Below are 23,412 nucleotides of genomic sequence, written 5' to 3' on the forward strand. Positions count from 1 at the left end.
CTCCTCCGTTCAAAATGCGGTCAGGCCGCTCGGTCGACCGTCTTCACCATGTCGACCAGGATCCACCCTGGCCGGTACGGGTTAGGCCGGCGACCCGTTTCGCGATAGCCGTAGGCGGAATAGAGCGCGATGTTCCGCTCCATGCGCGAATTTGTGTAGAGCCGCACCTCCGGCACGCCCCATGACCGCGCCTGCTCGTCGGCGAAGCCGAGCAATCTGATGCCGAGCTTCCTGCCCTGGAAGGCCGGCGCGACGGCGACGCTGAAGATCATGGCGTGGTCGGGATGATGCTCGAGCACGATCAATCCGGCGAGGTTTGAGTCTTCTTCCAGCAGCCAGACTTCGCCACGCTCGATGCGCGGCGCGTAATCCTCGGTGACTGGGACAGGCGGTCCACCAAAGATGGGCGTGTAAGGCGCATAGGCATTCGCACTCAGAGCGACAACGGCGGCGATATCGTCGAGGCGGGCCAGTCTCACGATTGATCCACTCCAGCAGCGGCCGCGACAACCTTTTTCATGCCGGTGGCAATCGCCGCGACGGCATCGCGGCTGGCATCGCCAAGACCATGGCGCTCGGCCAGCCAATGCGCGTCGTTGTAGGACAGCCAGACCTTGCCTTGCTCGTCCTCCCAGGCCAGCGCCTTGATCGGCAGGTCGATACCGGCCAACTGGCGATCCTGTATCAACGGCGTGCCGCCCTTCGGATGGCCGAAGATCAACAATTCCGTCGGGCGAAGCGCCGCTCCGACCTCACGCGCGCCGGCGGCATGGTCGACGCGAGCGAAGACGCGCAATCCGGCACGCGTCACCGTGTCGACCAATCGGTCGATGGTTTCGGCCACGCCGAAACGGCTTTCGACGGAAACGAGGCCGTTTTCCGTCATCACTCCGCCGCTTCGCGCTTGCCTCCGGGGCGGCGCTCCAGAAGCTCCTTGAGGAACTGACCGGTGTAGCTGCGCTTCTCGCGCACGATGGCCTCCGGCGTGCCCGACGCGACCAGCTCGCCGCCGCCGTCGCCACCCTCGGGGCCGAGATCGAGCACCCAGTCGGCGGTTTTGATCACCTCGAGATTGTGCTCGATGACCACCACCGTGTTGCCCTGGTCGACCAGCTCGTGCAGCACTTCCAAGAGCTTGGCGACGTCGTGGAAATGCAGGCCGGTGGTCGGCTCGTCGAGGATGTAGAGCGTCTTGCCGGTCGCCTTGCGCGACAGTTCCTTGGCGAGCTTGATGCGCTGCGCTTCGCCGCCCGAAAGCGTCGTCGCCTGCTGGCCGATATGGATGTAGCCGAGGCCGACCTGTTTCAGCGTCTCCAGCTTGTCGCGCACGCCGGGCACCGCAGAGAAGAAGTCGACGCCTTCCTCGACCGTCATGTCGAGCACGTCGGCGATCGACTTGCCCTTGAACATCACGTCCAGCGTCTCGCGGTTGTAGCGCTTGCCGTGGCAGACGTCGCAGGTGACGTAGACATCGGGCAGGAAGTGCATCTCGATCTTGATGACGCCGTCGCCCTGGCAGGCCTCGCAGCGGCCGCCCTTGACGTTGAAGGAGAAGCGGCCCGGCTGATAGCCGCGCGCCTTGGCTTCGGGGAGGCCCGCGAACCAGTCGCGGATCGGCGTGAAGGCGCCCGTATAGGTCGCCGGGTTGGAGCGCGGGGTTCGCCCAATGGGCGACTGGTCGATGTCGATGACCTTGTCGAGGAATTCCAGCCCCTCGATGCGGTCATGCTCTGCCGGATGCTCGCGCGAGCCCATGATGCGACGCGAGGCCGCCTTGAACAGCGTCTCGATCAGGAAGGTCGACTTGCCACCGCCGGACACGCCGGTGACCGCCGTGAAGGTGCCGAGCGGGATCTCCGCCGTCACGTTCTTCAAATTGTTGCCGCGCGCGCCGACCACCTTGATGCGCCGGTTCTTCTTCGCTTCGCGGCGAACCGCGGGCGTGGCCACTTCGAGCTCGCCCGACAGGTACTTGCCGGTGATCGAGGCGGGTGTGGCCATGATCTGCTGTGGCGTGCCTTGCGCGATGACGTGGCCGCCATGGATGCCGGCCGCCGGACCGATGTCGACGACATAGTCGGCGTGCAGGATGGCGTCCTCGTCATGCTCGACGACGATCACCGTGTTGCCGATGTCGCGCAGATGCTTCAGCGTATCGAGCAGGCGCGCATTGTCGCGCTGGTGCAGGCCGATCGACGGCTCGTCCAGCACATAGAGCACGCCGGTCAGGCCCGAGCCGATCTGCGAGGCGAGCCGGATGCGCTGGCTCTCGCCTCCCGACAGCGTGCCGGAATTGCGCGACAGGGTCAGGTAATCGAGGCCGACGTCGTTGAGAAAGCGCAGCCGCTCGCGGATTTCCTTGAGCACGCGGACCGCGATCTCGTTCTGCTTGTCGTTGAGCTGGGCGGGCAGATCGGTGAACCACTGGTCGGCCTTGCGGATCGACTGCTCGGTGACTTCGCCAATGTGCTTGCCGCCGATCTTCACCGCCAACGCCTCGGGCTTCAGCCGGTAGCCGTTGCAGGCGGGGCAGGGGGTGGCCGACATGAAGCGCTCGATCTCCTCGCGCATCCAGGCGGATTCGGTTTCCTTCCAGCGCCGGTCGAGATTGGGGATCACACCTTCGAAAGTCTTGGTGGTCTTGTAGGAGCGCAGGCCGTCGTCATACTGGAACGTGATCTCGCGCTCGCCGGTGCCATGCAGCACGGCTTCTTTAGCCTCCGCGCTCAGATCCTTGAACTTGTCGCCGAGCTTGAAGCCATAGGTCTTGCCGAGCGCCTCCAGCGTCTGCGCGTAATAGGGCGAGGTCGACTTCGCCCACGGGCTGATGGCGCCGTGGCGCAGCGTAAGGTTTTCGTCGGGCACGACGAGGTTGGGATCGATGGCGCGCTGGCTGCCGAGGCCATCGCAGGTCGGGCAGGCGCCGAACGGATTGTTGAAGGAGAACAGCCGGGGCTCGATCTCCGGGATAGTGAAGCCGGACACCGGGCAGGCAAATTTCTCCGAGAACAGGATGCGCTCATGCGTCTCGTTCTTCGACTTGTTGACGGCGTCGTCACCGGTCAGGCTGGCGTCGAGCGGCCGGTCGGCGAACTCGGCCACGGCCAACCCTTCGGCGAGCTTGAGCGCCGTTTCCATCGAATCCGCGAGCCGCGTCGCCAGATCGCCACGCACGACGATGCGGTCGACGACCACGTCGATGTCGTGCTTGTATTTCTTGTCCAGCGCCGGCACGTCGGCGATCTCGTAGAAGGTGCCGTCGACCTTGACGCGCTGGAACCCCTTCTTCTGCAGTTCCAGCAGTTCCTTGCGGTACTCGCCCTTGCGGCCGCGCACGATCGGCGCCAGCAGGAACAGGCGGGTGCCTTCGTCCAGCGCCAGCACGCGGTCGACCATCTGGCTGACCGTCTGGCTCTCGATCGGCAGGCCGGTGGCCGGCGAATAGGGAATGCCGACACGCGCGAACAAGAGGCGCATATAGTCGTAGATCTCGGTGACCGTGCCGACCGTCGAGCGCGGGTTCTTCGACGTCGTCTTCTGCTCGATCGAGATGGCGGGCGACAGGCCGTCGATCTGGTCGACGTCCGGCTTCTGCATCATCTCGAGGAACTGGCGGGCATAGGCCGACAGGCTTTCGACATAGCGGCGCTGGCCCTCGGCATAGATGGTGTCGAAGGCGAGCGACGACTTGCCGGATCCCGACAGGCCAGTCATGACGATCAGGCTGTCGCGCGGCAGGTCGAGATCGACGTTCTTGAGATTGTGTTCGCGCGCCCCGCGAATGGAAAGGTATTTATGGTCGGCCATCGCCGGTCGCCGCCTCAGATCTGGAATTTGCTGGATTGGGCGGGTTCGTCCCGGCCATCCCCTATGTAGGTATTTTCGCCGCCACGTCGAGAGACGCCACAATCTCGACGGAAGAAGCCGATTACGGGTTTAACCGCCTTTCGCGCGGGTGGGCAAGCGGAAAGAACAAAGGCCGAACACGCTCCTGACAAAGCGTTGTGGAAACAATCGCGTCAAGCGCTGTGGAAACAATCGCCACATGCACCGGGGAAACAAATGCCACGGATGCCGGCCGCTTGATCCACAGAGGCGCTGGACTTACCTGCACGTTCAGGCGATCACATTTTTCGGTAACCGGCTATTCAACGGTTGACGTCCCGGGCCCAGGGGAGCAGTCTCGAAAGCGTCAACGAAGCCGGCCGTCTTTCGATGGCCTCGCCGCCCAACAGGCGGCCTGCGAGACGCCGCAGGTGATAGCGATTTGCGCTTCGAACGACATTGTCGCAACGGACCCAGGAGCGGAGCATGACGCCACCGGACAGTCCCTTGAGGCTCCACACCGAGATGGAGCCGCGGCGGGCATAAGTGCCAGGGCAGACTTGAAACGCCAGCCCGACAAACCGTGACTTGCCGAATCCCAACAATCAGAGACCGTAGTCGGATCGTCGGCTGAAAGCCGCGGTGCATCCGAAACAGAACGCCGGCAGTCCACTCCCGGCTAAAGTTGGATTTCAGATCCATGAAGCCCCATCCATCTGCACAGCAGGGATGGGGCTTACATTTTTTGCGGTCATGACAAGTTCGCAGTTGGCCGGAGTCGTCGCAACGTCGAGAGGCGCTTTAGTCAATCGCCACAGTCGTGTGGATTGCGCTGACAGGTATCAGCCAATCCGATAAAATTTCTGTGCAGGATTATCAGTGGTTCGGCACCTTCATGCCGCCCGTCGCCATATCGATCGTTATGCTGCCGCTGATCCTGACATCGGTGTTGCCGATCTTGAAGGAGCCATCGCTGCCGGCGGGCTGCGCGTCGTCCGGTTCCGGTTGCGGCGCCGGCTTGGCGATGCGGTAGTCGCTGCTGACGCCGGGCAGTTTCTGCGACGAGTTGTCATCGGCGAGCGCGGTGCCGGCAACAAGCGCGGCGGCAAACGCGGCGAGGGCGGCGTAGAAATGCCTGGGCTGGAGCGGATTGGTCATATGCGGACTATAGGGACGCGCCTGGAGCGATGCCAGACGCGCGACGATCAAATTGCCGCGCATCTGCCCCGCGATTGTCAGGCCGCTTTCTTGCGCGTGTCGTAGACGTGGTCGACGAGGCCCCATTCCTTCGCTTCTGCGGCGCTCATGAAATAATCGCGGTCGAGCGTGCGTTCGACCTCTTCGTAAGTGCGCCCGCAATGCCTGGCATAGAGCTCGGTCATATGCCGCTTGGTCCGCACGATGTCCTCGGCGTGGCGCTGGATGTCGGAAGCCTGGCCCTGAAAACCGCCGAGCGGCTGGTGCAGCACGATCCTTGTGTTGGGCAGCGCGATGCGCCGACCCGGTTCGCCGGCCATCAGGAGAAACGAGCCCATCGAGGCGGCGAAACCCATGCACACCGTCGACACCGGGCACGAGATGTACTGCATGGTGTCGTAGATGGCGAAGCCGCTGGTTACCATGCCGCCTGGCGAGTTGATGTAGAGCGAGATCTCCTTGTCCGGATGGTCCGATTCCAGCGACAGAAGCTGGGCGCAGACCAGCGCCGATACGTTGTCGTTGATCTCGCCATTGATGAAGACGATGCGCTCGCGCAGCAACCGCGAAAAAATATCGAAGGAGCGCTCGCCGCGGCTCGATTGCTCGATGACCATCGGCACCAGATTGGCAATGCTCATGACGGGTTCCTTTCGATCAGGCGGCGCGCAGCATCATGCTGGGCGCGTTGGCGGCGGTCGGAGACTTGCGGGCGTAAAGCGAGAGTCCGCAGCCTGCGCCGGCAACGGCAAGCACAGGCTCCGCCACCGGCACGAAGCCGTCATGGACAATGCTCAGATGCGTGCCGCCGAAGGCGGTGCGGGCGAGCGTGAAAGTGACGATGCTGCCGAAGGCGGGAAGCCCGTCAGCATCGCTCGCGCTTGGCCGCTCGCGCCAGGAATAGCGCAGCAGCTTGCCGGGCTCGGCCTCGAGCACCTCGCACTCGATCGGCGTATCCGGTCCGGCAAAGGTGAAATGATTGCCGGCTTCCGTCTTGATGTCGTTCGGCATCATCCAGGCGGCGAGCAGCTCCGGCTCGGTCAGCGCCCGCCAGACTTTCTCCGGCGGGTCAGGAAGGTCGCATTCGAAGCTGAGCGCCTCGGTCGCTGTCGGGTTCTCTGCTTTCGTCATTGGTCCATTCCCTTCAGAACGGTCTTCAACATCTCGATGCGCTCCGGCCAGAAGGCGCGGTAGCGTTCGACCCAGCCGAGCAGCGGATCGAGCCCTTGCGGATCGGCGCGGTAATAGGCGTTGCGACCGGCGCGCCGCTCGACCACCAGGCCGGCGCCGCGCAGCACGGCAAGGTGCTGCGAGACCGCCGGCTGCGACACGCTCATCCCGGCGCGCAGTTCGCTCACGGACATCTCGCTGGCGGTCAGCCGCTCGTAGACGGCGCGTCGTGTCGGGTCAGCCAGGGCGCGGAAAATCTCTGCTTCGATCATGGATAAAGCATAAGTCGATACTTATTGATTTGGCAAGCTCCTATTTGAGCGCCATATCGAGATGCACGTTCAGACCCTGCCTTTGCTGACATTCCTTGACAGAAAGGGCGGTTATGACTAGAACGAAAAGGGAACAAAAACCTTGTGGGAAAAGCCAGCCTTTGCGGGCGGCGACGGCCCGCAAGCTGTAAGGTGAGCGACTTAAAATTTGTTTCGGATAAGCGCAGGAGAAGTACGATGGCGGGTAGCGTCAACAAGGTCATTCTGGTCGGTAATCTCGGGGCGGACCCTGAAATCCGCCGCCTGAATTCCGGCGATCCGGTCGTCAACATCCGCATCGCCACGTCGGAAAGCTGGCGCGACAAGAACTCGGGCGAGCGCAAGGAAAAGACCGAGTGGCACAATGTCGTGATCTTCAACGACCAGCTCGCCAAGGTGGCGGAGCAGTATTTGAAGAAGGGCATGAAGGTCTATGTCGAGGGCCAGCTGCAGACGCGCAAATGGCAGGACCAGACCGGTGCCGACAAATACACGACGGAAGTCGTGCTGCAGAAATTCCGCGGCGAATTGCAGATGCTCGACGCGCGCGGCGAGGGCGGCGGCGGCCAGGTCGGCAATTATTCCGGCGGCGGCAGCAGCCGCGGCTCGGATTTCGGCCAGTCCGGCCCGAACGAAGGTTTTAGCCGTGGCGGCGGCGGTGGTGGTTCCAGGGGCGGTGGCGGCGGTGGCTCGTCGCGCGAGCTGGACGACGAGATCCCGTTCTAAGCGTTTCGAAACGGGCATTTGAGGGGAGGCGCGATGTCGCTCGGACCGCTTCTGTCGGCGCCGCCTCCCATTCCATGGCATGCCTTCGCGGCCTTCGCCGCTTTAGCCGTCGGCGGCGCCCAGCTGGCGCTGCCGAAAGGCACGACACGACACCGCGTGCTGGGCTATGCCTGGGTGGCGCTGACGCTGGTCATTGCCATGTCGAGCTTCTGGATCCAGCAGATCCGGCTCGTCGGTCCGTTCAGCCCGATCCATTTGTTGTCGATCCTGGTGCTGGTGACTGTGCCGCTGGCGGCGTGGTACGCGCACACCCACAAGGTGGCCGCGCATCGAAGCGCCATGATCAAGCTCTATCTGTTCGCGCTGGTCGGCGCCGGTATCTTCACGCTGTTGCCCGGCCGGATCATGCACGCCGTCGTGTTTGGTCAATAAGACGGCCGGAATTTCTCAAGGAAGGGTATCGTGAAAGCACGCGTCAAATGGGTCGAGGAACGCACCTTTGTCGGCGAGTCCGGCAGCGGCCATAAGGTGGTGCTGGGCACGGCGCATGGACCGGATGGCCACACGCCTGGACCGAGCCCGATGGAACTGGTGCTGATCGGCACCGGCGGCTGCTCGGCTTATGACGTCGTGCATATCCTCGAGAAAGGACGCGAGGCGATCGAGGATTGCGTGGTCGAGCTCGACGCCGACCGGGCCGAGACCGACCCGAAAGTGTTCACCCGCATCCACATGCACTTCATCGTCAAGGGCCGGGCTCTGTCGCACGACAAGGTGAAACGGGCGATCGACCTGTCGATCGAGAAATACTGCTCGGCCAGCGCCATGATGGCGAAGACGGCGACGCTCACGCATGATTTCGAAGTGGTCGAAACGGCGGCGAAGTAGGCAGTAGGCAGTAGGGTACTGCTCAAGCGGCCATCAGCGCCCTGACGCCGTCGGCCACGAACTGCACGGCAAGCGCCGCGAGGATGACGCCGAGCAGGCGCGTCAGGATCGAGCGGCCGGTCTGGCCGAGGATGCGGTCGATGCGCTCCGACAGCACGAACACCAGATAGGTGATGACGAGGCAGAGGAAGATGATGCCGACCAGGGCCGCCTGGGCGGCAAAACCCTCGAAATGTCCCGACAAGAGCACGGTTGCCGAGATCGCGCCGGGGCCGGCGATCAGCGGGATCGCCAGCGGGAAGGCGGCGATGTTGTGGATCATGTCCTTGGTGATGGCGACGTCGCCGATCTTCTCCTTGCGGTCCTGGCGGCGCTCGAACACCATTTCGAAGGCGATGAAGAACAAGAGAAAGCCGCCGGCGACACGGAAGGCCGGCAGCGTGATGCCGAACACCGACAGGATCGAGGCGCCGGCCACCGCAAACAGCGCCATGACCAGGAAGCCGATCACCGAGGCACGGACCGAAACCTGCTGGCGCTCCTCACGGTTCATGCCGCGCGTGACGGCAAGGAAGAGCGGCGCCAGTCCCGGCGGATCGATGGTCACCAGGATGGTGACGAAGGCGTTGAACAGGCTGTCGAAACTCGGCATCGCTGGTCCCCTCCCGCCGGGCCAAGCCCAAGCTCTGCAATTGGTAGAGCAAAGCCCGGACGCTGGAAACAGGCGGGAAGGGAAATCAGCCGGCTATTCGGCTTTGCCGCAATAGGCTTCCAGCCGATAGCCATCCGGGTCGATGACGAACGCGGCGTAGTAATTATCGCCGTAAGCCGCGCGCAGTCCGGGCTGACCGTTGTCTTTGCCGCCCTCACGCAATGCCGCGGCATGGAAGGCGTCGACATTGGCGCGCGTCGGTGCCGAGAAACAGAAATGCAGGCCAGACTCCGCGTTGGCAGGAACCGGCTGCCCGGCGTCGTTCACCCAAAGCTGGACTGTTTGGGCGCCGTAACCGAGGGAACCGGGAGACTGGCTGAGGCAGGAATAGCCGAGCGGCTTAAGGGCAGCATCGTAGAAGCGTTTCGAAGCGCTGGCGTCGCGGACGCCGATCGAGACATGATCGAGCATTGTTTCCTCCATGATTGCAACTCGTTGATCGCTCAGCTTGGAGTCGCTCGACGCGCCAAAAACTCGACCTCCATGCGCCAGCTTGCGCCGCCGTCATGCGACCGCTCGCCGAGCCAGCGGAACGAGTTCTCGGTGACGCGCGAAAAGCTCCAGCGCACCGAGGCACCGGTGCCGTCCGCGCCGACCTGGACGATCGTGTCGTCCTCGGCGCGACCGAGCTGCCGGCTGTAATACTGGTTGCGCGGGTCGCTCCAGAAGATGTGCCAGGCATCCGCGCCGGGATCGTAGACGCGCAGCGTCGTGCCGTAGAAGGTCCACGGCCCGAGCGACGGGGAGGGGGCCGCGTCGCGCGCGGGCAGGATCCAGACATCCTGCACGGCCCTGCCTTCGAGGACCCAGCCGAAATGCACCTCGCCGCGCCCCGTGAGCCTGGTGCCGTCCTCGAGAATGCGTGTGGCGTCCAATGCCCAAGCGCCGATGAAGCGGCCATAGAGCTTCAGTTTTTCGGCAAGGTACGGCCTGGGACCGTCGCTGTGCAGGGCCTCGATGAAGGGATCGGTCATTGCTGCTGCCTCGTTTGTCAGGAGAAGGCCAGCAATAGGCGCGCGGCAGGGTTCGTCGCTTGGGAAAAATTGCTATCTTTCAGGCATGACGACAGCGCAGAAAACTCTGGCTTCCGGGCATGGCTGGCAGGTGTCCGACGTGGTCTGCACCGCCGTCGCCGGCGACAAGCCATTCGAGGAAGAGCATCGCGGATTCTGCGTCGCCGCCGTGACCACAGGCACGTTCCGCTATCGCACGCGCCAGGGCACGGCGATGCTGGCGCCGGGCGCCATCCTGCTCGGCAATCCCGGCGCCTGCTACGAATGCGGGCATGAGCACGGCGCCGGCGACCGCTGCATCTCCTTTCATTTTTCGCCGGCCTATCTGGAGCGCGTGGTGGCCGACCTGCCGGGCGTGAAACGGCTCGGCTTTGCCGATCCGCGCCTGCCGCCCTTGCCGGCGCTGGCGCCGTTGCTCGCCGAGGCGGAAGCGGCGCGGGAGACGGACGACAGCGACGCGTTCGAGGAATTCGGCTTGCGCATGGCCGGCGCAGTGGTCGCGGCCGCGACCGGGTCTGCCGCCGCGACCCGAACGCCAAGCCGGCGCGACCAGAAACGCGTTGCCGAGGCGGTGCGGCTGATCGAGCTCAATGCCGAACGGCCGGTGTCGTTGAGCGCGCTCGCCGACGGTACGGCGACCAGCCCGTTTCATTTCCTGCGTATGTTTCGGCAGGTTGCCGGCATGACGCCCTATCAGTTCCTGCTGAGGACGAGGCTGCACCGGGCTGCGGTGCGGTTGCGGACCTGCGAGACCGCAATCTCTACCATCGCCTTCGATGCCGGGTTCAACGACCTGTCGACCTTCAACCGCCGATTCCGGCGCGAGATGGGCGAGGCGCCCGGCAGCTACAGGGCCAAGCGAACTAGCGCCCGATAGAGCGGTTCACCGTTTCTCACGGAAACGGCGAACCGCTCTATCTCTTTGTTTTTACGCAATTCCGGACGGAAAACCGCTCGCACTTTTCCTGGAATTGCTCTAGCTCTTGCCGTCAATCGTCCGTCGGGCCGCACCAGCCCGGCAGGTAATCCGCATCCTTGCTTTTGGCCAAGGCAAGCGCGTCTTTCATCGCCTTGTCGAAATTCTTCGCGACCGCCGCGCGAGCGATGCGGCGGCGCAAGAAATCCGCCCACAGGAATTCGCTGAACGGCGTGGTGTCCTTGGCGAAGCCACCTTGCCGGCGCAGTTCGCCGGCAAGGCTGCGATAGGGGTCGTCGACAAGCGCGCCAATCGTCTTCGGTATGGCCGCATAGTCTTGGCGCTGGCCGCTCTCGTCGAACGGATGCATCCAGCCGCGGTTGTCGAGGATGAAAAGGAATGCGTCCTTGTCGAGCGCCGACAGATCGGCGATCACCGTCACCAGCACGTCCTTGACGCCTTCCTCGAGCAGCGCGCGGGCGAGATGATGGTGGTCGGTGACGTAGTTGCGTTTTTTGGGACCGAGCACGACCGGCACCATGTGCCTGCCGAGAAAAGCCCCGGTCTGCCTGCGAGCGTCCTGCGCCCGGATCATCTGGCGCTTCAGCCCAACTTCGCGCATGCCGACCGTGATCTGCGTCGGCCTCAATTCGTCGACGGGGACCGGGGTCACAATCGGTTCTCGGGGGTCAATCATGGCACTCCATCCTGTTCTTTGTGCTGCGGTTTCCCCGGACCAAGTGATTTGATCGCCGCGTCGACGCTGTGGAAGATACGCTCTGTGCCGACAATTTCAGCGATGCCGAACCGCCGCAGCGCCGCCTGGGCGCGCAGCGATTCCATACGTGCGATAGCAAAGACCGCGCCTTTGTCGCGACAATGGCGGATGGCGTCTATCAGCGCCTGAGCGGCGGTGTAGTCGATCTCGACGATGTTGCTGGCCTCCAGCACCACCAGCTTCACGTCGTCGCTCCTGGCGTCGATCAGGTCGGTGAGGCCGCGCTTGAAACGGTCGGCGTTGACGAAGGAAAGCGGCGCCTGGAACGCCGCCACCAGTACGCCGGGGTGCTGCTCGCCGGGGCTGGAACCGCTCGGCGGCCACCAGACCGATGTGCCCGGCACCTGGGCCAGCTCGATCGGCTCCGTGCGCGTCGAACCCCAGATGCCGTGCAGCAACGACAGCCCTATGCCGATCGCGACGCCCGTTTCGATCGGCAGGATGACGATGGCGATCATGGTGATCAGGATCAGCGCGAACTCGATCTTGGCCTGGCGCCAGACCTTGGCGAACACCTGCCAGCGCAGGATATGCTGGGCGACGAACATCAGCACGCCGGCAAGGGCTGCCTGCGGCACGTTGGCAAGCAGGCTGCCGCCGAAAGCGCCGACCGCCAGGACGATGGTCGCAGCGATCAGGCCCGACAGCTGCGAGCGGCCGCCTGTCTGGGCAACGATTGCCGTCCGAGGCGGGCTGGCGTTGACGGCAAAGGCGCCGAACAGGCCGGCCACGATGCTGCCCGCGCCGACGCCGACGAAGTCGCGGTTGATATCGGGTGCTTCGCCGTCCCGAGGCGCGAAGGAGCGGCTGGTGGCCGCCGTCTGCACCATGACGACGATGGCGATCAGCAGGGCGAGCGGGACAAGGGCCTGCGCGTCCTGGAAGTCGGCGGTCGGCATGCCGGGGGCCGGCAGCCCGTTGGGCAAGGCGCCGAGCACTTCGACGCCCCGGTTCTTCAAATCGAAGGCGACAACGCCAAGCGTCGCCAGAGCCATGCCGATCAACGCTGCCGGGATGCGAGCGCTGATATGCTCCGAGGCGAAGATAAGGACGAACACGCCAAGCCCGATCGCCAGGCTCCACGGATTGGTGAGGTGGAGATTGGCGGCGATCTCGCCGACGCGCCGCACCGTCTCGCCGCTTTCCGGCGACAGGCCGAGCAAGGAAGGCAATTGCGAGACGATGATATGGACGGAAATGCCAGCGAGGAAGCCGGTCGTGACCGGCACGGACAGGAGATCGGCGATCCAGCCGAGACGGAAAATGCCGCTGAGCGCCACCAGCAGGCCCACCATCAGCGCCAGCATGGCCGCCAGCGCCAGGTAATGCGGCGAGCCGGAGGCGGCGATCAGCGCCAGGCCGCCGGCGAACAAGGGCGTGATCGTCGAATCCGCGCCGGCCGAGAGGTGGCGGTTGGCGCCGAACAGCGCAAAGGCCACCGAGCCGGCGACGAAGGCGAAGAAGCCGATCTCCGGCGCGAAGCCGCCAAGCCGCGCCGTTGCCATCTGCTCGGGAATGGCGATCGCCGCCAGCGTGATGCCGGCCGCCAGATCGCCGTTGAGGTCCCTGAAGCTCCAGCCGCTCAGCGCCCGCAAGGGAAGCCATGAGGCCAGGTTCAATGCGCCTGGGGTTTTTGCCTGATCCATGACCGACCTTGCCGCATGGTGACGAAAACGACCGTGGCCATATCGTCGCAATCAGCGGTATCCATTTGAAATTACCATCAAAATTGTCTCTGGAAAAGTCCGGCCGACATTGGAGTTTCGGCAAGGCTTCCTATATAAGCATGCAGTGATTCCCGACTGGATTGTGACCTGATTTGACCGACCAGAAGACACCGCGCGGGCCGGACGGCGGCCCCACCGGCATCGAGCCGATTTCGATCATCGAGGAGATGCAGCGCTCCTATCTCGATTACGCCATGAGCGTGATCGTCAGCCGTGCGCTGCCCGATGTGCGCGACGGCCTGAAGCCCGTGCATCGCCGCATCCTCTACGCCTCGCATGAGAGCGGCTACCACTGGAACCGCAAATATGTGAAGTCGGCGCGCCCGGTTGCCGACGTGATGGGTAAATACCATCCGCATGGCGATGCCTCGATCTATGACGCTTTGGTGCGCATGGCGCAGGACTGGTCGCTGCGCGTGCCGCTGATCGACGGTCAGGGCAATTTCGGCTCGATCGACGGCGATCCGCCCGCGGCGATGCGCTACACCGAGTCCAGGCTCACCAAGGTCGCGCATGAATTGCTGGAGGACATCGACAAGGAAACCGTCGATTTCCAGGACACTTACGACGCCTCGGGCAGCGAGCCCAAGGTGCTGCCGGCGCGTTTCCCGAACCTTCTGGTCAACGGCTCCGGCGGCATCGCCGTCGGCATGGCCACCAACATCCCGCCGCACAATCTCAGCGAAGTCTGCAACGGCGCCATCGCCCTCATCGACAATCCGGCGATCGACCTGACGGCGCTGATGGAGATCGTGCCCGGGCCGGATTTCCCGACCGGCGGCATCGTGCTTGGCCGTTCCGGCATCTACAACGCGTATTCGACGGGCCGCGGCTCGATCGTCATGCGCGGCCGCGTCGAGATCGAACAGCGCGGCAACGATCGTGAGTCGATCATCGTCACCGAGATTCCGTATCAGGTGAACAAGGCTTCGATGATCGAGAAGATGGCCGAGCTGGTGCGCGACAAGCGCATCGAGGGCATTTCCGATATCCGAGACGAGAGCGACCGCCAGGGCTACCGCGTCGTCGTCGAATTGAAGCGCGACGCCGTGGCCGATGTCGTCCTCAACCAGCTTTACCGCTTCACGCCGCTGCAGACCTCGTTCGGCGCCAATATGGTGGCGCTCAACGGTGGCAAGCCGGAAGTGCTGACGCTGATCGACATGCTGAAGGCCTTTGTCGGCTTCCGCGAGGAGGTCGTCAGCCGCCGCACGAAATACCTGCTGCGCAAGGCGCGCGAGCGGGCGCATGTGCTGGTCGGCCTTGCGATTGCCGTCGCCAATATCGACGAAGTGATCAAGCTCATCCGCACCGCGCCCGATCCGCAGACGGCGCGCGAGCAGTTGATGGAACGGCGCTGGCCGTCGCACGACGTCGCGCCGCTGATCAAACTGATCGACGATCCGCGCCATCGCATCAACGAGGACGGCACCTACAATCTCTCCGAGGAGCAGGCTCGCGCCATCCTTGAACTGCGCCTGCAGCGCCTGACCGCGCTCGGCCGCGACGAGATCGCCGACGAGTTGAATCAGATCGGTACGGAAATCGTTGATTTCCTTGATATTCTGTCGTCGCGCGCCCGCATCCAGCAGATCGTCAAGGACGAGCTGATCGCGGTCCGCGACGAGTTCGGCACGCCGCGCCGCACCGAGCTCTCCGAGGGCGGTTCGGATATGGAAGACGAGGACCTGATCCAGCGCGAGGACATGGTCGTCACCGTCAGCCATTCCGGTTACATCAAGCGCGTGCCGCTGTCGCTCTACCGGGCGCAGCGCCGCGGCGGCAAGGGCCGCTCCGGCATGTCGACCAAGGAAGAGGATTTCGTCACCCGGTTGTTCGTGGCCAACACGCATACGCCGGTGCTGTTCTTCTCCTCGCGCGGCATCGTCTACAAGGAGAAGGTCTGGCGGCTGCCGATCGGCAACCCGCAATCGCGCGGCAAGGCGCTGATCAACATGCTGCCGCTCGAGCAGGGCGAGCGCATCACCACGATCATGCCGCTGCCCGAGGACGAGACCAGCTGGGGCGAGCTCGACGTGATGTTCGCCACGACGCGCGGCACCGTGCGCCGCAACAAGCTGTCCGATTTCGTCCAGGTCAACCGCAACGGCAAGATCGCCATGAAGCTGGAGGAAGAGGGCGACGAGATCCTCGGCGTCGAGACCTGCACCGACAATGACGACGTGCTGCTGACGGCGAATTCGGGCCAGTGCATCCGTTTCCGGGTCTCCGACGTGCGCGTCTTCCAGAGCCGCAATTCCGTCGGCGTGCGCGGCATAACCATGGCCGATACCGACCGCATCATCTCGATGTCGGTGATCGAGAACGTCGATGCCTCACCCGCCGAACGCGCCGCCTATCTGAAGCGCGCCGCAGCCGAGCGCCGGCTTGCCGCCGATACCACCGGCGAGGAAGAGGAGATTGCGCTCACCAACGAGGAGGTCGGCGAGGAAGCCGAACTTTCCGAGGAGCGCTATGAGTTCCTCAAGGCGCATGAGCAGCTTGTGCTGACGGTGACGGAATATGGCTACGGCAAGCGCTCGTCGTCCTATGATTTCCGCGTGATTGGACGTGGCGGCAAGGGCATCCGCGCCACTGACGTGTCGAAGACGGCTGAAATCGGCCGCCTGGTCGCGACTTTCCCGGTCGGCAATGACGATCAGATCATGCTGGTTTCGGACGGCGGCACGGTTATTCGTGTGCCGGTCAACGGCATACGCTTCGCCAGCCGGGCCACCAAGGGCGTGACGATCTTCAACACGGCCGAAGGCGAGAAGGTTGTCTCGGTGGAGCGGATTTCGGAGCCGCAGTCGGATGAAGAGGCCGAAGACATGGCTTCGAACGAGACTGATGCGGACGATACGGGCGGGAGCGAATAGGTTCTCGTCCGGCTCAACCGGCCCTCTGGGCCGGTTCGGTCATGATGGGGATCAGTGGCGACGGTAGACGTTGCGGTGGGCGAAACCATCGAGCCGCCTGGTGTTGGCCTTGACGCGTACTCGTGCTGCTTCCTGATGCAACCCGAATGCGGTCGCGATCAGCATCACGATGGTCATTGCGGTGGCAAGCATATAGATCAGCATTTGCGTGTTCTCCTGCGCTTACAACGAAAAGATGGGGATTTGGTTTCATCCCTTGAAGTGCAACCTAGTGAACGGTGCGTGAAACGTTCGTGATCGTCGCATTCATCTGTCGTTCATCGGCGCGGAAAGGTTCATGCACGCCCCATCAATCGGATTTGCCTTCCGCCCGCCCGCCCGCTAGAAGCCTGCCATGACCGAACGCACCGCCCTTTACGCCGGCTCCTTCGACCCGCTGACCAACGGCCATCTCGACGTGCTGAAAGCCTCGCTGGCGGTGGCGGACACCGTTTACGCGGCGATCGGCATTCATCCGGGCAAGAAGCCGTTGTTTTCCTTCGAGGAACGCGTGACGCTGATCGAGGCGGCGACCAAGGCCGAGTTCGGTCGCGACAGCGACCGCATCAAGGTCGTTTCCTTCGACGGGCTGGTCATCGATGCTGCTCGCAAGCACGGCGCCTCGATCATGATCCGCGGCCTGCGCGACGGCACCGACCTCGATTACGAGATGCAGATGGCCGGCATGAACGAGACGATGGCGCCGGAACTGCAGACGGTTTTTCTGCCCGCCAGCCCTTCCGTGCGCACCATTACGGCCACACTTGTGCGCCAGATTGCGTCGATGGGCGGCGACATCCGCCCATTCGTGCCGGCGGCCGTTGCCGGCGCGCTCAACGCCAAGTTCACCAAATAGGCTTTCCCGGAGATCCCTATGCAGCTGAAGAAGCTCGCTTCGTTCCTTGTCGTGCTTGCCGGCCTTCTCGCGGCATCCATGCCGGCCGTCGCCGCCGACAAGGAAAACACCATGATCATCACGCTCAAGGACGGCGACGTGACGATTGCGCTGCGTCCCGACCTGGCGCCCAAGCATGTCGCGCAGATCAAGAAGCTGGTGCGTGACGGCGCCTATGACAATGTCGCCTTCCACCGCGTCATCGACGGCTTCATGGCGCAGACCGGCGACGTCAAGTTCGGCAACATGAAGAAGGGCTTCAACCCTGAAGCCGTCGGCACCGGCGGTTCCGATCTTCCCGACCTGCCGGCCGAGTTCTCGCAGAGCGAGCAGTTCACCCGCGGCGTGGTCGGCATGGCCCGCTCGCAGGACCCGAATTCGGCGAATTCGCAATTCTTCATCATGTTCGCTCCGGCGCCGAACCTCGACGGCCAGTACACCATCGTCGGCAAGGTGGTCGGCGGCATGGATATCGTCGACAAGATCAAGAAGGGCGACGAGGCCGACAATGGCACGGTCGCCAGCCCCGACAGCATGATCAAGGTTCGCATTGCCGCCGACGGCAAATAACTCCCGCAATTTTCAAAAAGGATTTTCTGACATGGCTGAGATCAAGGATCGCGAGAACGCGCTCATCATGGAAACGACCAAGGGCCAGGTCGTCATCGAAATGTACCCCGAGCTGGCGCCAGGCCACGTCGCCCGCATCAAGGAGCTGGCGCGTGAGGGCGCCTATGACGGCGTAGTGTTCCACCGCGTCATCGACGGCTTCATGGCGCAGACCGGCGACGTCAAGTTCGGCAATTCGTCGAAGCCTACCTACGCTCCTTCAAGGGCTGGCATGGGCGGTTCAGACAAGCCGGACCTCAAGGCCGAGTTCTCCAACGCCAATCACGGTCGCGGCGCCTGCTCGATGGCGCGTGCCCAGAACCCGAACTCGGCGAATTCGCAGTTCTTCATCTGCTTCGACGACGCCGCCTTCCTCAACCGCCAGTACACGGTGTGGGGCCAGGTCATCGAAGGCATGGACAATGTCGACAAGATCAAGCGCGGCGAGCCGGTGCAGGATCCCGACAAGATCGTCTCGCTGAAGGTCGCGGCAGACGTCAAGTAAAGGCGGAACGATGATGGGCGCTGTCTGGTCCCTGCTCGGCATCCTGTCCGGCGCCTTCATCGCCATCCAGGCGCCGATCAATTCGCAATTGGCAAAGGGTCTCGGCCTCCCGGTCGCGGCCGCCGCGTTCTCCTTCCTGTCCGGCGCCATTGTCCTCGGCATCATCTCCATCGCGGTGGTGAAGCTGCAGGGCGTCTCGCTCGACTGGAAGGCGCCGGCGCCCTGGCTGTTCGTCGCCGGCGGTATGCTTGGCGGCTTCTACGTGACGCTCTCCACCATTCTCACGCCGCGCATCGGCGCGGCGGCGCTGATGGCCTTTCTCGTCGCCGGCCAGTTGCTTGCCGGCATGCTGATCGACCGCGCCGGCTTCCTTGGCGTGGCGGTGCGCGAAATCTCGCTTGGCCGCGTTGCCGGCGCCGTGCTCTTGCTTGCCGGGGCGCTGCTCATCCGGCTCTACTGATGCGCGTCGACCTGTTCGACTTCGACCTGCCGGAAGAGCGCATCGCGCTTCGCCCGGCGGAGCCGCGCGACAGCGCCAGGCTGCTGGTCGTCAACCCGGGCGAAACGCTTCAGGACCGCGTCGTCGGCGATCTGCCGTCGCTGCTGCGCGAAGGCGACGTGCTGGTGTTCAACGACACCAAGGTCATTCCGGCGCAGCTGAAAGGCATGCGCAGGCGCGGCGAGGCAGTGGCGCAGGTCGAGGCGACGCTGCATATGCGCGTGGCGCCGGACCGCTGGCAGGCCTTCATGCGGCCCGGCAAACGCATCGCCGCCGGCGACCGCATCCATTTCGGCCATGACGGCAATTCCTGCTTCCTCGGCCAGCTCGATGCCACGGTGATCGAGAAGGGCGAGGCGGGCGAGGCGCTGCTCGGCTTCGACCTGTCCGGACCGTTCCTCGACGAGGCGCTGCACGCCGTCGGCCACATTCCGCTGCCGCCCTATATCGCCTCGAAGCGCGACGACGACGAGCGCGACCGCGCCGACTACCAAACCATCTATGCCAGGGAGGAGGGCGCCGTCGCGGCCCCTACCGCCGGCCTGCATTTCACGCCGGAGCTGTTTGCCGCGCTGGACGCCAAGGGGGTCGAGCGCCGCTTCGTCACGTTGCATGTCGGCGCCGGCACCTTCCTGCCGGTGAAGGCGGACGACACGGCCGATCACAAGATGCATGCCGAGACCGGCTCGGTAAGCCCAGAGACGGCGGCGGCACTCAGCGCGGCCAAGGCTCGGGGAGGGCGGATCATCTGCGTCGGCACGACGTCGCTGCGCCTGCTTGAGAGCGCAGCGCGCGGCGACGGCAGGATCGAGCCCTGGTCCGGTCCCACCGACATCTTCATCACGCCCGGCTACCGCTTCCGCACGGCCGACATGCTGATGACCAATTTCCATCTGCCGCGCTCGACGCTGTTCATGCTGGTCTCGGCCTTCAGCGGACTGGAGACGATGCGTTCGGCCTATGCGCATGCCATCGAGAACCGCTACAGGTTCTATTCCTATGGCGACGCCAGCCTGCTTTACCGGGCGGAGACGAGCGATGGACGATGATCTCGACGGCATGGACCGCGATAGGCTGATCGCGGAGGTGAAGACGCTGCGCGCCGGCATCCGCGCACATCGCGATACGACCGGCCATGATCTGTGCTGGCATCATCCCGACCTCTGGGGCCTTTTGCCGGAAAAGACCGAGCCGTCGATCGCCGTGCCGCCCTGGCCGAAATTCATGCGCGGCTGCATCCGCTACCGGCAGTCGCTCGACGAGCAGGCGCCGGCCGCGCCGGTGCATGACAAGGAATTTAATGGCTGAGATTTTCTCCTTCGAGGTGCTTGCCACCGACGGCAAGGCCAGGCGCGGCCTTGTCTCGATGCCGCGCGGCGAAATCCGCACGCCGGCCTTCATGCCGGTCGGCACCGGCGGCACCGTCAAGGCCATGTATATGGACCAGGTGCGCGGCGTCGGCGCCGACATCATCCTGGGCAACACCTACCATCTGATGCTGCGGCCGGGCGCCGAGCGCGTGGCTCGGCTTGGCGGCCTGCACGAGTTCGCCCGCTGGCCATACCCGATCCTGACCGACAGCGGCGGCTTCCAGGTCATGTCGCTGTCGAAGCTTAGGAAGCTGACCGAACAGGGCGTCACCTTCCGCTCGCATATCGACGGCGCGCCCTATGAAATGTCGCCGGAACGGTCGATCGAGATCCAGGGGCTGCTCGATTCCGACATCCAGATGCAGCTCGACGAATGCACGGCACTTCCGGCCAAGCCCGAGGAAATAGAGCGCGCCATGGAATTGTCGCTGCGCTGGGCCGAACGCTGCAAGACCGCGTTCGGCGACCAGCCGGGCAAGGCGATGTTCGGCATCGTCCAGGGCGGCGACAGCGCGGGCTTGCGTGTGCGCTCCGCTCAAGCGCTGAAGGCGATGGACCTCAAAGGCTATGCCGTCGGCGGGCTCGCGGTCGGCGAGCCGCAGCCGGTGATGCTGGAGATGCTCGACATCACCTGCCCGGAACTGCCGGCCGACAAGCCGCGCTACCTGATGGGCGTCGGCACGCCGGACGATATCCTGAAATCGGTGGCGCGCGGCATCGACATGTTCGACTGCGTGATGCCGACCCGCGCCGGCCGCCATGGCCTTGCCTATACGCGGCGCGGCAAGGTCAATCTCAGGAACGCCCGTCATGCCGACGATCCGCGGCCGCTCGACGAGGAAAGCGACTGCCCGGCCGCGCGCGACTATTCGCGCGCCTACCTGCATCACCTCGTGCGCTCGCAGGAAGCGCTCGGCGCCATGCTGCTGACCTGGAACAACCTGTCCTACTATCAGAGGCTGATGCAGGACGTCCGGGCAGCCATCGAGGCGCAGGCTTTTGAAGCGCGCGCCGCCGAGATCACCGAAGGCTGGGCGAGGGGCGATATTCCAGCCCTTTGATCAGCGGAGCCGTCAGAAAACTTTTCATAAATCAAATGAAGAGTAAGTATCCCTTGCCATATCGAGGTAAAGGGCGGCACGGCCTTGGCAAAAATAGACGCGTCGATCGCTGAAGCTAATGTAGCAATAACTAATGTATATGCCGATCCACTGCGATCGACGGCGATCCGGCAATGGAACGCCGGCTTATTACTTGCAATTTCGACGGTCGTGCTTGTCGGCCTGGGCTTGCGCCTGCTCGGGGCGCGCGGAGATCTCTGGCAGGACGAGGTCTGGAGCATCACGCTGCTCAGCCCCCTGACGTCGATCGACCAGATATTCTGGCGTATAAACCACGACAACAATCACTTCCTCAACTCGATATATCAGTATGTCGTCGGCCCCGATGCCGCGCCGCTGGTCCAGCGCGGCCTGTCGATAGCGCTGGGTGCCTGCACCGTCGTCGCGGCCGCGGCGATATCGCGCGGACGCTGGGCGATGATTGCGTCGGGGTTGCTGTTCGCCGTGAGCTATCCAATGGTTCACTACGGCTCGGAGGCGCGTGGCTACGCTGGCATGGTGCTGTTCACACTCGTTGCCGTGGCCTTTCTGGAGCGCTGGTTCGACAAGCGGGGGCCGTATGGCATCGCCTTCGCCGCCGCAATTCTGCTTGGCTTCCTTTCCCATCTGACGATGATCGAAACGGTCATGGTGCTTGCGGTCTGGACGGCATGGCTAAGCTGGCGACGCAGCCGCAGCCTGATCGTCGTCAACAGGGAGGTCGTCCAGGCCTTCCTGCCCGCGTTCCTTGCAGTGCTACCGCTTGCCGCGGCAATACTCGTGGGCGCTCGACTGTTCAGCTTCAGGATCGGCGGGTTTTCCTCTTTCTCGCTCGAGCGGTTCGCCGCCGGCTATGGGTCAATGATCCGCTATCTTTTCGGTCTGCCGGACTGGATCGGCGACTGGACGTGCATCACGATCGTCTGCGCCCTGATTTTGGCATATGCAGGCGTCTCGCGCGATCGCCGGGCCAGTCTCTATGCCATCGGCATCGTTGCGCTGCCCGCCTTGATGGCGGCGGTGCATATGCCGAATGTCGAATTCCCGCGCTATTTCCTCGTCAGCGGAACCTTGTTGCTGCTTTGGGCCGGAGAGACGATCGGACGCGGCCTCGACGCTGGCGGCACGAGGAGGCTTTGCGCCGTCGGGATGCTCATGCTCGTTGCGGGCGGCAACGCGGCGCTGCTTGCCCGTTTCTACGAGCATGGGCGTGGTTCCTATTCCAGCATGGTGGACGAGATGACAAAGGGCGGCGCCGCCACATATGCCACCAACGCTGATTTCCGCACCGGCATGATGGTCGATTATTTCGCTGCGCGCATGGGTCGTCAGGCATCGCTCGTCACCCAGGACAGGATTTGCGCCGGACGCGCGGAGTGGCTCATTCTCGAAGGCGATCTCCAAAAACAGCCGGAGCGCGTGGACTTCGATTGTGCGCTTGCCTACGAACGGGCCGGAACCTCGGCCTTGTGGGGCCTTTCCGGTTTGGACTGGACACTATACAGCCGCCGGGATTGAGCAGTCATGCCGGGCGCACTCAGGTGCTGACCGAAGTCGAGGCGCGCAGGCTGCAGCCGGTGATCCTGAAACTGCCGTCCGCCTGCTGCTGCAGCGTATAGACCGCCTCATAGTCCTTGCCGTCGGGCCCGACGATCAGCACCTGCTGGACGATCGAGCCGGGTCCGGTCTGCTCGACCTTGCCGAAGGAATAGGATTGCGGCTTGCGCACCGGCGCGTAGCCGTTCGTCACCATGTTCATGAAGGTGTCGACGGTCGGAAAGATCTGCTTCACGTTCGGCGCGGCGAAACTGTAGGCGGTGGCGCCGTCATTGGCGATGAAGGCCTTCAACTGGCTGTCGATGACCGTCTGCGCGGCCTTGATCTCGGCGTCGCCAGCGAAGGCAAGCGAGGCTATCAGCATCGGAAGAAGAGCTAGTGCGAACAATGCGCGGCGCATGGCCTGCCTCCCCGGAAATTCGCTTGGCGAATGCAATCTAACATACGCGTCGCGGCATGGCGTGGTTTCACCGACCTGCGAAGATTTCGCCATTTTTGGTGTCGGAGGCGGGATCAGGCACTCTTTGAGGTGCGCGGCGCGTGAAGCTTGAAAGCCGGGCGGCAGTCTGCCACAAGGGCCGCTTATTCGTTGGAACGGATCCGCTCTTGGAATCGCCGACCCGTTCCAACTATTTGTTTTGACGCAATTCCGGACGGAAAACCGCCAGGCACTTTTCCTGGAATTGCTCCGAGGCT

Annotated in this window: 27 protein-coding genes; 13 read left to right on the top strand and 14 right to left on the bottom strand. The window is 63.8% G+C overall.

The features are described from left to right. Nucleotides 1-20: 20 nt before the first annotated feature. From LB572_RS15480 to LB572_RS15510, 7 genes are all read right to left on the bottom strand, one after another. Nucleotides 21-479 (bottom strand): GNAT family N-acetyltransferase, encoded by a 459-nt coding sequence (locus LB572_RS15480; RefSeq protein WP_224668309.1) that lies wholly within the window; start codon nt 477-479, stop codon nt 21-23. Next, entirely contained in the window at nt 476-886 is a 411-nt protein-coding gene (locus LB572_RS15485) for a DUF302 domain-containing protein (RefSeq protein WP_224668310.1), read from the bottom strand. Before LB572_RS15485 ends, LB572_RS15480 begins: the two co-directional genes overlap by 4 nt. Then, the gene (gene uvrA, locus LB572_RS15490; RefSeq protein WP_224668311.1) at nt 886-3,807 is read right to left on the bottom strand and encodes an excinuclease ABC subunit UvrA; all 2,922 of its coding nucleotides are present in this window, start codon (nt 3,805-3,807) and stop codon (nt 886-888) included. The genes LB572_RS15485 and uvrA overlap by 1 nt, the downstream gene beginning before the upstream one ends. Nucleotides 3,808-4,701: 894 nt before the next feature. Then, nucleotides 4,702-5,046 carry a hypothetical protein gene (locus LB572_RS15495; RefSeq protein ID WP_412033564.1) on the bottom strand — a complete coding sequence of 115 codons (345 nt, stop codon included), beginning with the start codon at nt 5,044-5,046 and terminating at the stop codon, nt 4,702-4,704. Between the two features lie 14 nt (nt 5,047-5,060). Further along, a complete protein-coding gene (locus LB572_RS15500; protein ID WP_140807311.1) occupies nt 5,061-5,663 on the bottom strand; it encodes an ATP-dependent Clp protease proteolytic subunit in 603 nt (200 codons plus the stop codon). Nucleotides 5,664-5,679: 16 nt separating this feature from the next. Further along, nucleotides 5,680-6,153 carry an SRPBCC family protein gene (locus tag LB572_RS15505; RefSeq protein WP_224668312.1) on the bottom strand — a complete coding sequence of 158 codons (474 nt, stop codon included), beginning with the start codon at nt 6,151-6,153 and terminating at the stop codon, nt 5,680-5,682. Continuing rightward, nucleotides 6,150-6,464: an ArsR/SmtB family transcription factor gene (locus LB572_RS15510; protein WP_224668313.1), complete on the bottom strand. Its 315-nt coding sequence runs from the start codon at nt 6,462-6,464 to the stop codon at nt 6,150-6,152. Before LB572_RS15510 ends, LB572_RS15505 begins: the two co-directional genes overlap by 4 nt. 237 nt (nt 6,465-6,701) lie before the next feature. On the opposite strand from LB572_RS15510, the gene LB572_RS15515 reads away from it, so the two are divergent. The 3 genes from LB572_RS15515 to LB572_RS15525 are packed head-to-tail and all read left to right on the top strand — an operon-like array spanning nt 6,702 to nt 8,117. Continuing rightward, a complete protein-coding gene (locus LB572_RS15515) occupies nt 6,702-7,229 on the top strand; it encodes a single-stranded DNA-binding protein (protein ID WP_224668314.1) in 528 nt (175 codons plus the stop codon). Between the two features lie 33 nt (nt 7,230-7,262). Next, nucleotides 7,263-7,661, top strand: coding sequence for a DUF2306 domain-containing protein (locus LB572_RS15520; protein WP_224668315.1), 399 nt, complete (start codon nt 7,263-7,265; stop codon nt 7,659-7,661). 30 nt (nt 7,662-7,691) lie between these two features. Beyond that, nucleotides 7,692-8,117 (top strand): OsmC family protein, encoded by a 426-nt coding sequence (locus LB572_RS15525; protein WP_224668316.1) that lies wholly within the window; start codon nt 7,692-7,694, stop codon nt 8,115-8,117. 22 nt (nt 8,118-8,139) lie between these two features. Here the strand turns inward: LB572_RS15525 and LB572_RS15530 are convergent, their stop codons facing one another. The 3 genes from LB572_RS15530 to LB572_RS15540 form a co-directional block, all read right to left on the bottom strand. Continuing rightward, nucleotides 8,140-8,769, bottom strand: a complete 630-nt coding sequence (locus LB572_RS15530; protein ID WP_126082577.1) for a MarC family protein — start codon at nt 8,767-8,769, stop codon at nt 8,140-8,142. A 93-nt stretch (nt 8,770-8,862) separates the two neighbouring features. Continuing rightward, a complete protein-coding gene (locus LB572_RS15535; RefSeq protein ID WP_140807307.1) occupies nt 8,863-9,240 on the bottom strand; it encodes a VOC family protein in 378 nt (125 codons plus the stop codon). Between the two features lie 32 nt (nt 9,241-9,272). Further along, the gene (locus LB572_RS15540; RefSeq protein ID WP_224668317.1) at nt 9,273-9,803 is read right to left on the bottom strand and encodes a hypothetical protein; all 531 of its coding nucleotides are present in this window, start codon (nt 9,801-9,803) and stop codon (nt 9,273-9,275) included. Nucleotides 9,804-9,888: 85 nt separating this feature from the next. Here LB572_RS15540 and LB572_RS15545 point away from each other — a divergent pair, with 85 nt between their 5' ends. Next, nucleotides 9,889-10,719, top strand: coding sequence for a helix-turn-helix transcriptional regulator (locus LB572_RS15545; RefSeq protein ID WP_224668318.1), 831 nt, complete (start codon nt 9,889-9,891; stop codon nt 10,717-10,719). A 112-nt stretch (nt 10,720-10,831) separates the two neighbouring features. Here LB572_RS15545 and LB572_RS15550 read toward each other — a convergent pair whose 3' ends face one another. Together LB572_RS15550 and LB572_RS15555 are read right to left on the bottom strand one after the other, a co-directional pair. Further along, nucleotides 10,832-11,455: a ParB-like protein gene (locus tag LB572_RS15550; RefSeq protein ID WP_224668319.1), complete on the bottom strand. Its 624-nt coding sequence runs from the start codon at nt 11,453-11,455 to the stop codon at nt 10,832-10,834. Continuing rightward, entirely contained in the window at nt 11,452-13,182 is a 1,731-nt protein-coding gene (locus LB572_RS15555) for a SulP family inorganic anion transporter (protein WP_224668320.1), read from the bottom strand. The genes LB572_RS15550 and LB572_RS15555 overlap by 4 nt, the downstream gene beginning before the upstream one ends. A gap of 173 nt (nt 13,183-13,355) precedes the next feature. Between LB572_RS15555 and gyrA the strand changes: the two genes are divergently transcribed. Continuing rightward, nucleotides 13,356-16,142 (top strand): DNA gyrase subunit A, encoded by a 2,787-nt coding sequence (gene gyrA / locus LB572_RS15560; RefSeq protein WP_224668321.1) that lies wholly within the window; start codon nt 13,356-13,358, stop codon nt 16,140-16,142. A 51-nt stretch (nt 16,143-16,193) separates the two neighbouring features. Here the strand turns inward: gyrA and LB572_RS15565 are convergent, their stop codons facing one another. Next, nucleotides 16,194-16,346, bottom strand: a complete 153-nt coding sequence (locus tag LB572_RS15565) for a hypothetical protein (RefSeq protein WP_140802482.1) — start codon at nt 16,344-16,346, stop codon at nt 16,194-16,196. A gap of 190 nt (nt 16,347-16,536) precedes the next feature. Between LB572_RS15565 and coaD the strand changes: the two genes are divergently transcribed. The 8 genes from coaD (at nt 16,537) to LB572_RS15605 (ending at nt 22,677) form a co-directional block, all read left to right on the top strand. Next, nucleotides 16,537-17,037, top strand: a complete 501-nt coding sequence (coaD, locus tag LB572_RS15570; RefSeq protein WP_140802481.1) for a pantetheine-phosphate adenylyltransferase — start codon at nt 16,537-16,539, stop codon at nt 17,035-17,037. A gap of 18 nt (nt 17,038-17,055) precedes the next feature. Further along, nucleotides 17,056-17,646, top strand: a complete 591-nt coding sequence (locus LB572_RS15575; RefSeq protein WP_224668322.1) for a peptidylprolyl isomerase — start codon at nt 17,056-17,058, stop codon at nt 17,644-17,646. Nucleotides 17,647-17,677: 31 nt separating this feature from the next. Then, on the top strand, nt 17,678-18,190 hold the full coding sequence (locus LB572_RS15580) for a peptidylprolyl isomerase (RefSeq protein WP_140802479.1): 513 nt from the start codon (nt 17,678-17,680) through the stop codon (nt 18,188-18,190). Between the two features lie 10 nt (nt 18,191-18,200). After that, entirely contained in the window at nt 18,201-18,650 is a 450-nt protein-coding gene (locus tag LB572_RS15585) for a DMT family transporter (protein WP_140802478.1), read from the top strand. Then, on the top strand, nt 18,650-19,738 hold the full coding sequence (gene queA, locus LB572_RS15590) for a tRNA preQ1(34) S-adenosylmethionine ribosyltransferase-isomerase QueA (protein WP_140802477.1): 1,089 nt from the start codon (nt 18,650-18,652) through the stop codon (nt 19,736-19,738). The genes LB572_RS15585 and queA overlap by 1 nt, the downstream gene beginning before the upstream one ends. Continuing rightward, on the top strand, nt 19,728-19,997 hold the full coding sequence (locus LB572_RS15595; protein ID WP_140802476.1) for a hypothetical protein: 270 nt from the start codon (nt 19,728-19,730) through the stop codon (nt 19,995-19,997). The genes queA and LB572_RS15595 overlap by 11 nt, the downstream gene beginning before the upstream one ends. Further along, complete coding sequence (gene tgt / locus LB572_RS15600) at nt 19,990-21,120, top strand: tRNA guanosine(34) transglycosylase Tgt (protein WP_224668323.1); 1,131 nt, start codon at nt 19,990-19,992, stop codon at nt 21,118-21,120. The genes LB572_RS15595 and tgt overlap by 8 nt, the downstream gene beginning before the upstream one ends. 84 nt (nt 21,121-21,204) lie before the next feature. Then, a complete protein-coding gene (locus tag LB572_RS15605; RefSeq protein WP_224668324.1) occupies nt 21,205-22,677 on the top strand; it encodes a hypothetical protein in 1,473 nt (490 codons plus the stop codon). Nucleotides 22,678-22,696: 19 nt separating this feature from the next. On the opposite strand, the gene LB572_RS15610 is transcribed toward LB572_RS15605, so the two are convergent. Continuing rightward, nucleotides 22,697-23,116 (bottom strand): DUF4864 domain-containing protein, encoded by a 420-nt coding sequence (locus LB572_RS15610; RefSeq protein ID WP_224668325.1) that lies wholly within the window; start codon nt 23,114-23,116, stop codon nt 22,697-22,699. Nucleotides 23,117-23,412: the final 296 nt, after the last annotated feature.

Origin of the sequence: Mesorhizobium sp. BH1-1-5 (genome assembly GCF_020165615.1) — a bacterium.
Taxonomy (GTDB): Bacteria; Pseudomonadota; Alphaproteobacteria; order Rhizobiales; family Rhizobiaceae; genus Mesorhizobium.

Coding starts and splice junctions, on each gene's coding strand:
- LB572_RS15485 (WP_224668310.1), bottom strand. CDS start 886: ATGACGGAAAACGGCCTCGTTTCCGTCGAAAGCCGTTTCGGCGTGGCC.
- uvrA (WP_224668311.1), bottom strand. CDS start 3,807: ATGGCCGACCATAAATACCTTTCCATTCGCGGGGCGCGCGAACACAAT.
- LB572_RS15495 (WP_412033564.1), bottom strand. CDS start 5,046: ATGCGCGGCAATTTGATCGTCGCGCGTCTGGCATCGCTCCAGGCGCGT.
- LB572_RS15500 (WP_140807311.1), bottom strand. CDS start 5,663: ATGAGCATTGCCAATCTGGTGCCGATGGTCATCGAGCAATCGAGCCGC.
- LB572_RS15505 (WP_224668312.1), bottom strand. CDS start 6,153: ATGACGAAAGCAGAGAACCCGACAGCGACCGAGGCGCTCAGCTTCGAA.
- LB572_RS15510 (WP_224668313.1), bottom strand. CDS start 6,464: ATGATCGAAGCAGAGATTTTCCGCGCCCTGGCTGACCCGACACGACGC.
- LB572_RS15515 (WP_224668314.1), top strand. CDS start 6,702: ATGGCGGGTAGCGTCAACAAGGTCATTCTGGTCGGTAATCTCGGGGCG.
- LB572_RS15520 (WP_224668315.1), top strand. CDS start 7,263: ATGTCGCTCGGACCGCTTCTGTCGGCGCCGCCTCCCATTCCATGGCAT.
- LB572_RS15530 (WP_126082577.1), bottom strand. CDS start 8,769: ATGCCGAGTTTCGACAGCCTGTTCAACGCCTTCGTCACCATCCTGGTG.
- LB572_RS15535 (WP_140807307.1), bottom strand. CDS start 9,240: ATGCTCGATCATGTCTCGATCGGCGTCCGCGACGCCAGCGCTTCGAAA.
- LB572_RS15540 (WP_224668317.1), bottom strand. CDS start 9,803: ATGACCGATCCCTTCATCGAGGCCCTGCACAGCGACGGTCCCAGGCCG.
- LB572_RS15545 (WP_224668318.1), top strand. CDS start 9,889: ATGACGACAGCGCAGAAAACTCTGGCTTCCGGGCATGGCTGGCAGGTG.
- LB572_RS15550 (WP_224668319.1), bottom strand. CDS start 11,455: ATGATTGACCCCCGAGAACCGATTGTGACCCCGGTCCCCGTCGACGAA.
- LB572_RS15555 (WP_224668320.1), bottom strand. CDS start 13,182: ATGGATCAGGCAAAAACCCCAGGCGCATTGAACCTGGCCTCATGGCTT.
- LB572_RS15565 (WP_140802482.1), bottom strand. CDS start 16,346: ATGCTGATCTATATGCTTGCCACCGCAATGACCATCGTGATGCTGATC.
- coaD (WP_140802481.1), top strand. CDS start 16,537: ATGACCGAACGCACCGCCCTTTACGCCGGCTCCTTCGACCCGCTGACC.
- LB572_RS15575 (WP_224668322.1), top strand. CDS start 17,056: ATGCAGCTGAAGAAGCTCGCTTCGTTCCTTGTCGTGCTTGCCGGCCTT.
- LB572_RS15580 (WP_140802479.1), top strand. CDS start 17,678: ATGGCTGAGATCAAGGATCGCGAGAACGCGCTCATCATGGAAACGACC.
- LB572_RS15585 (WP_140802478.1), top strand. CDS start 18,201: ATGATGGGCGCTGTCTGGTCCCTGCTCGGCATCCTGTCCGGCGCCTTC.
- queA (WP_140802477.1), top strand. CDS start 18,650: ATGCGCGTCGACCTGTTCGACTTCGACCTGCCGGAAGAGCGCATCGCG.
- LB572_RS15595 (WP_140802476.1), top strand. CDS start 19,728: ATGGACGATGATCTCGACGGCATGGACCGCGATAGGCTGATCGCGGAG.
- tgt (WP_224668323.1), top strand. CDS start 19,990: ATGGCTGAGATTTTCTCCTTCGAGGTGCTTGCCACCGACGGCAAGGCC.
- LB572_RS15610 (WP_224668325.1), bottom strand. CDS start 23,116: ATGCGCCGCGCATTGTTCGCACTAGCTCTTCTTCCGATGCTGATAGCC.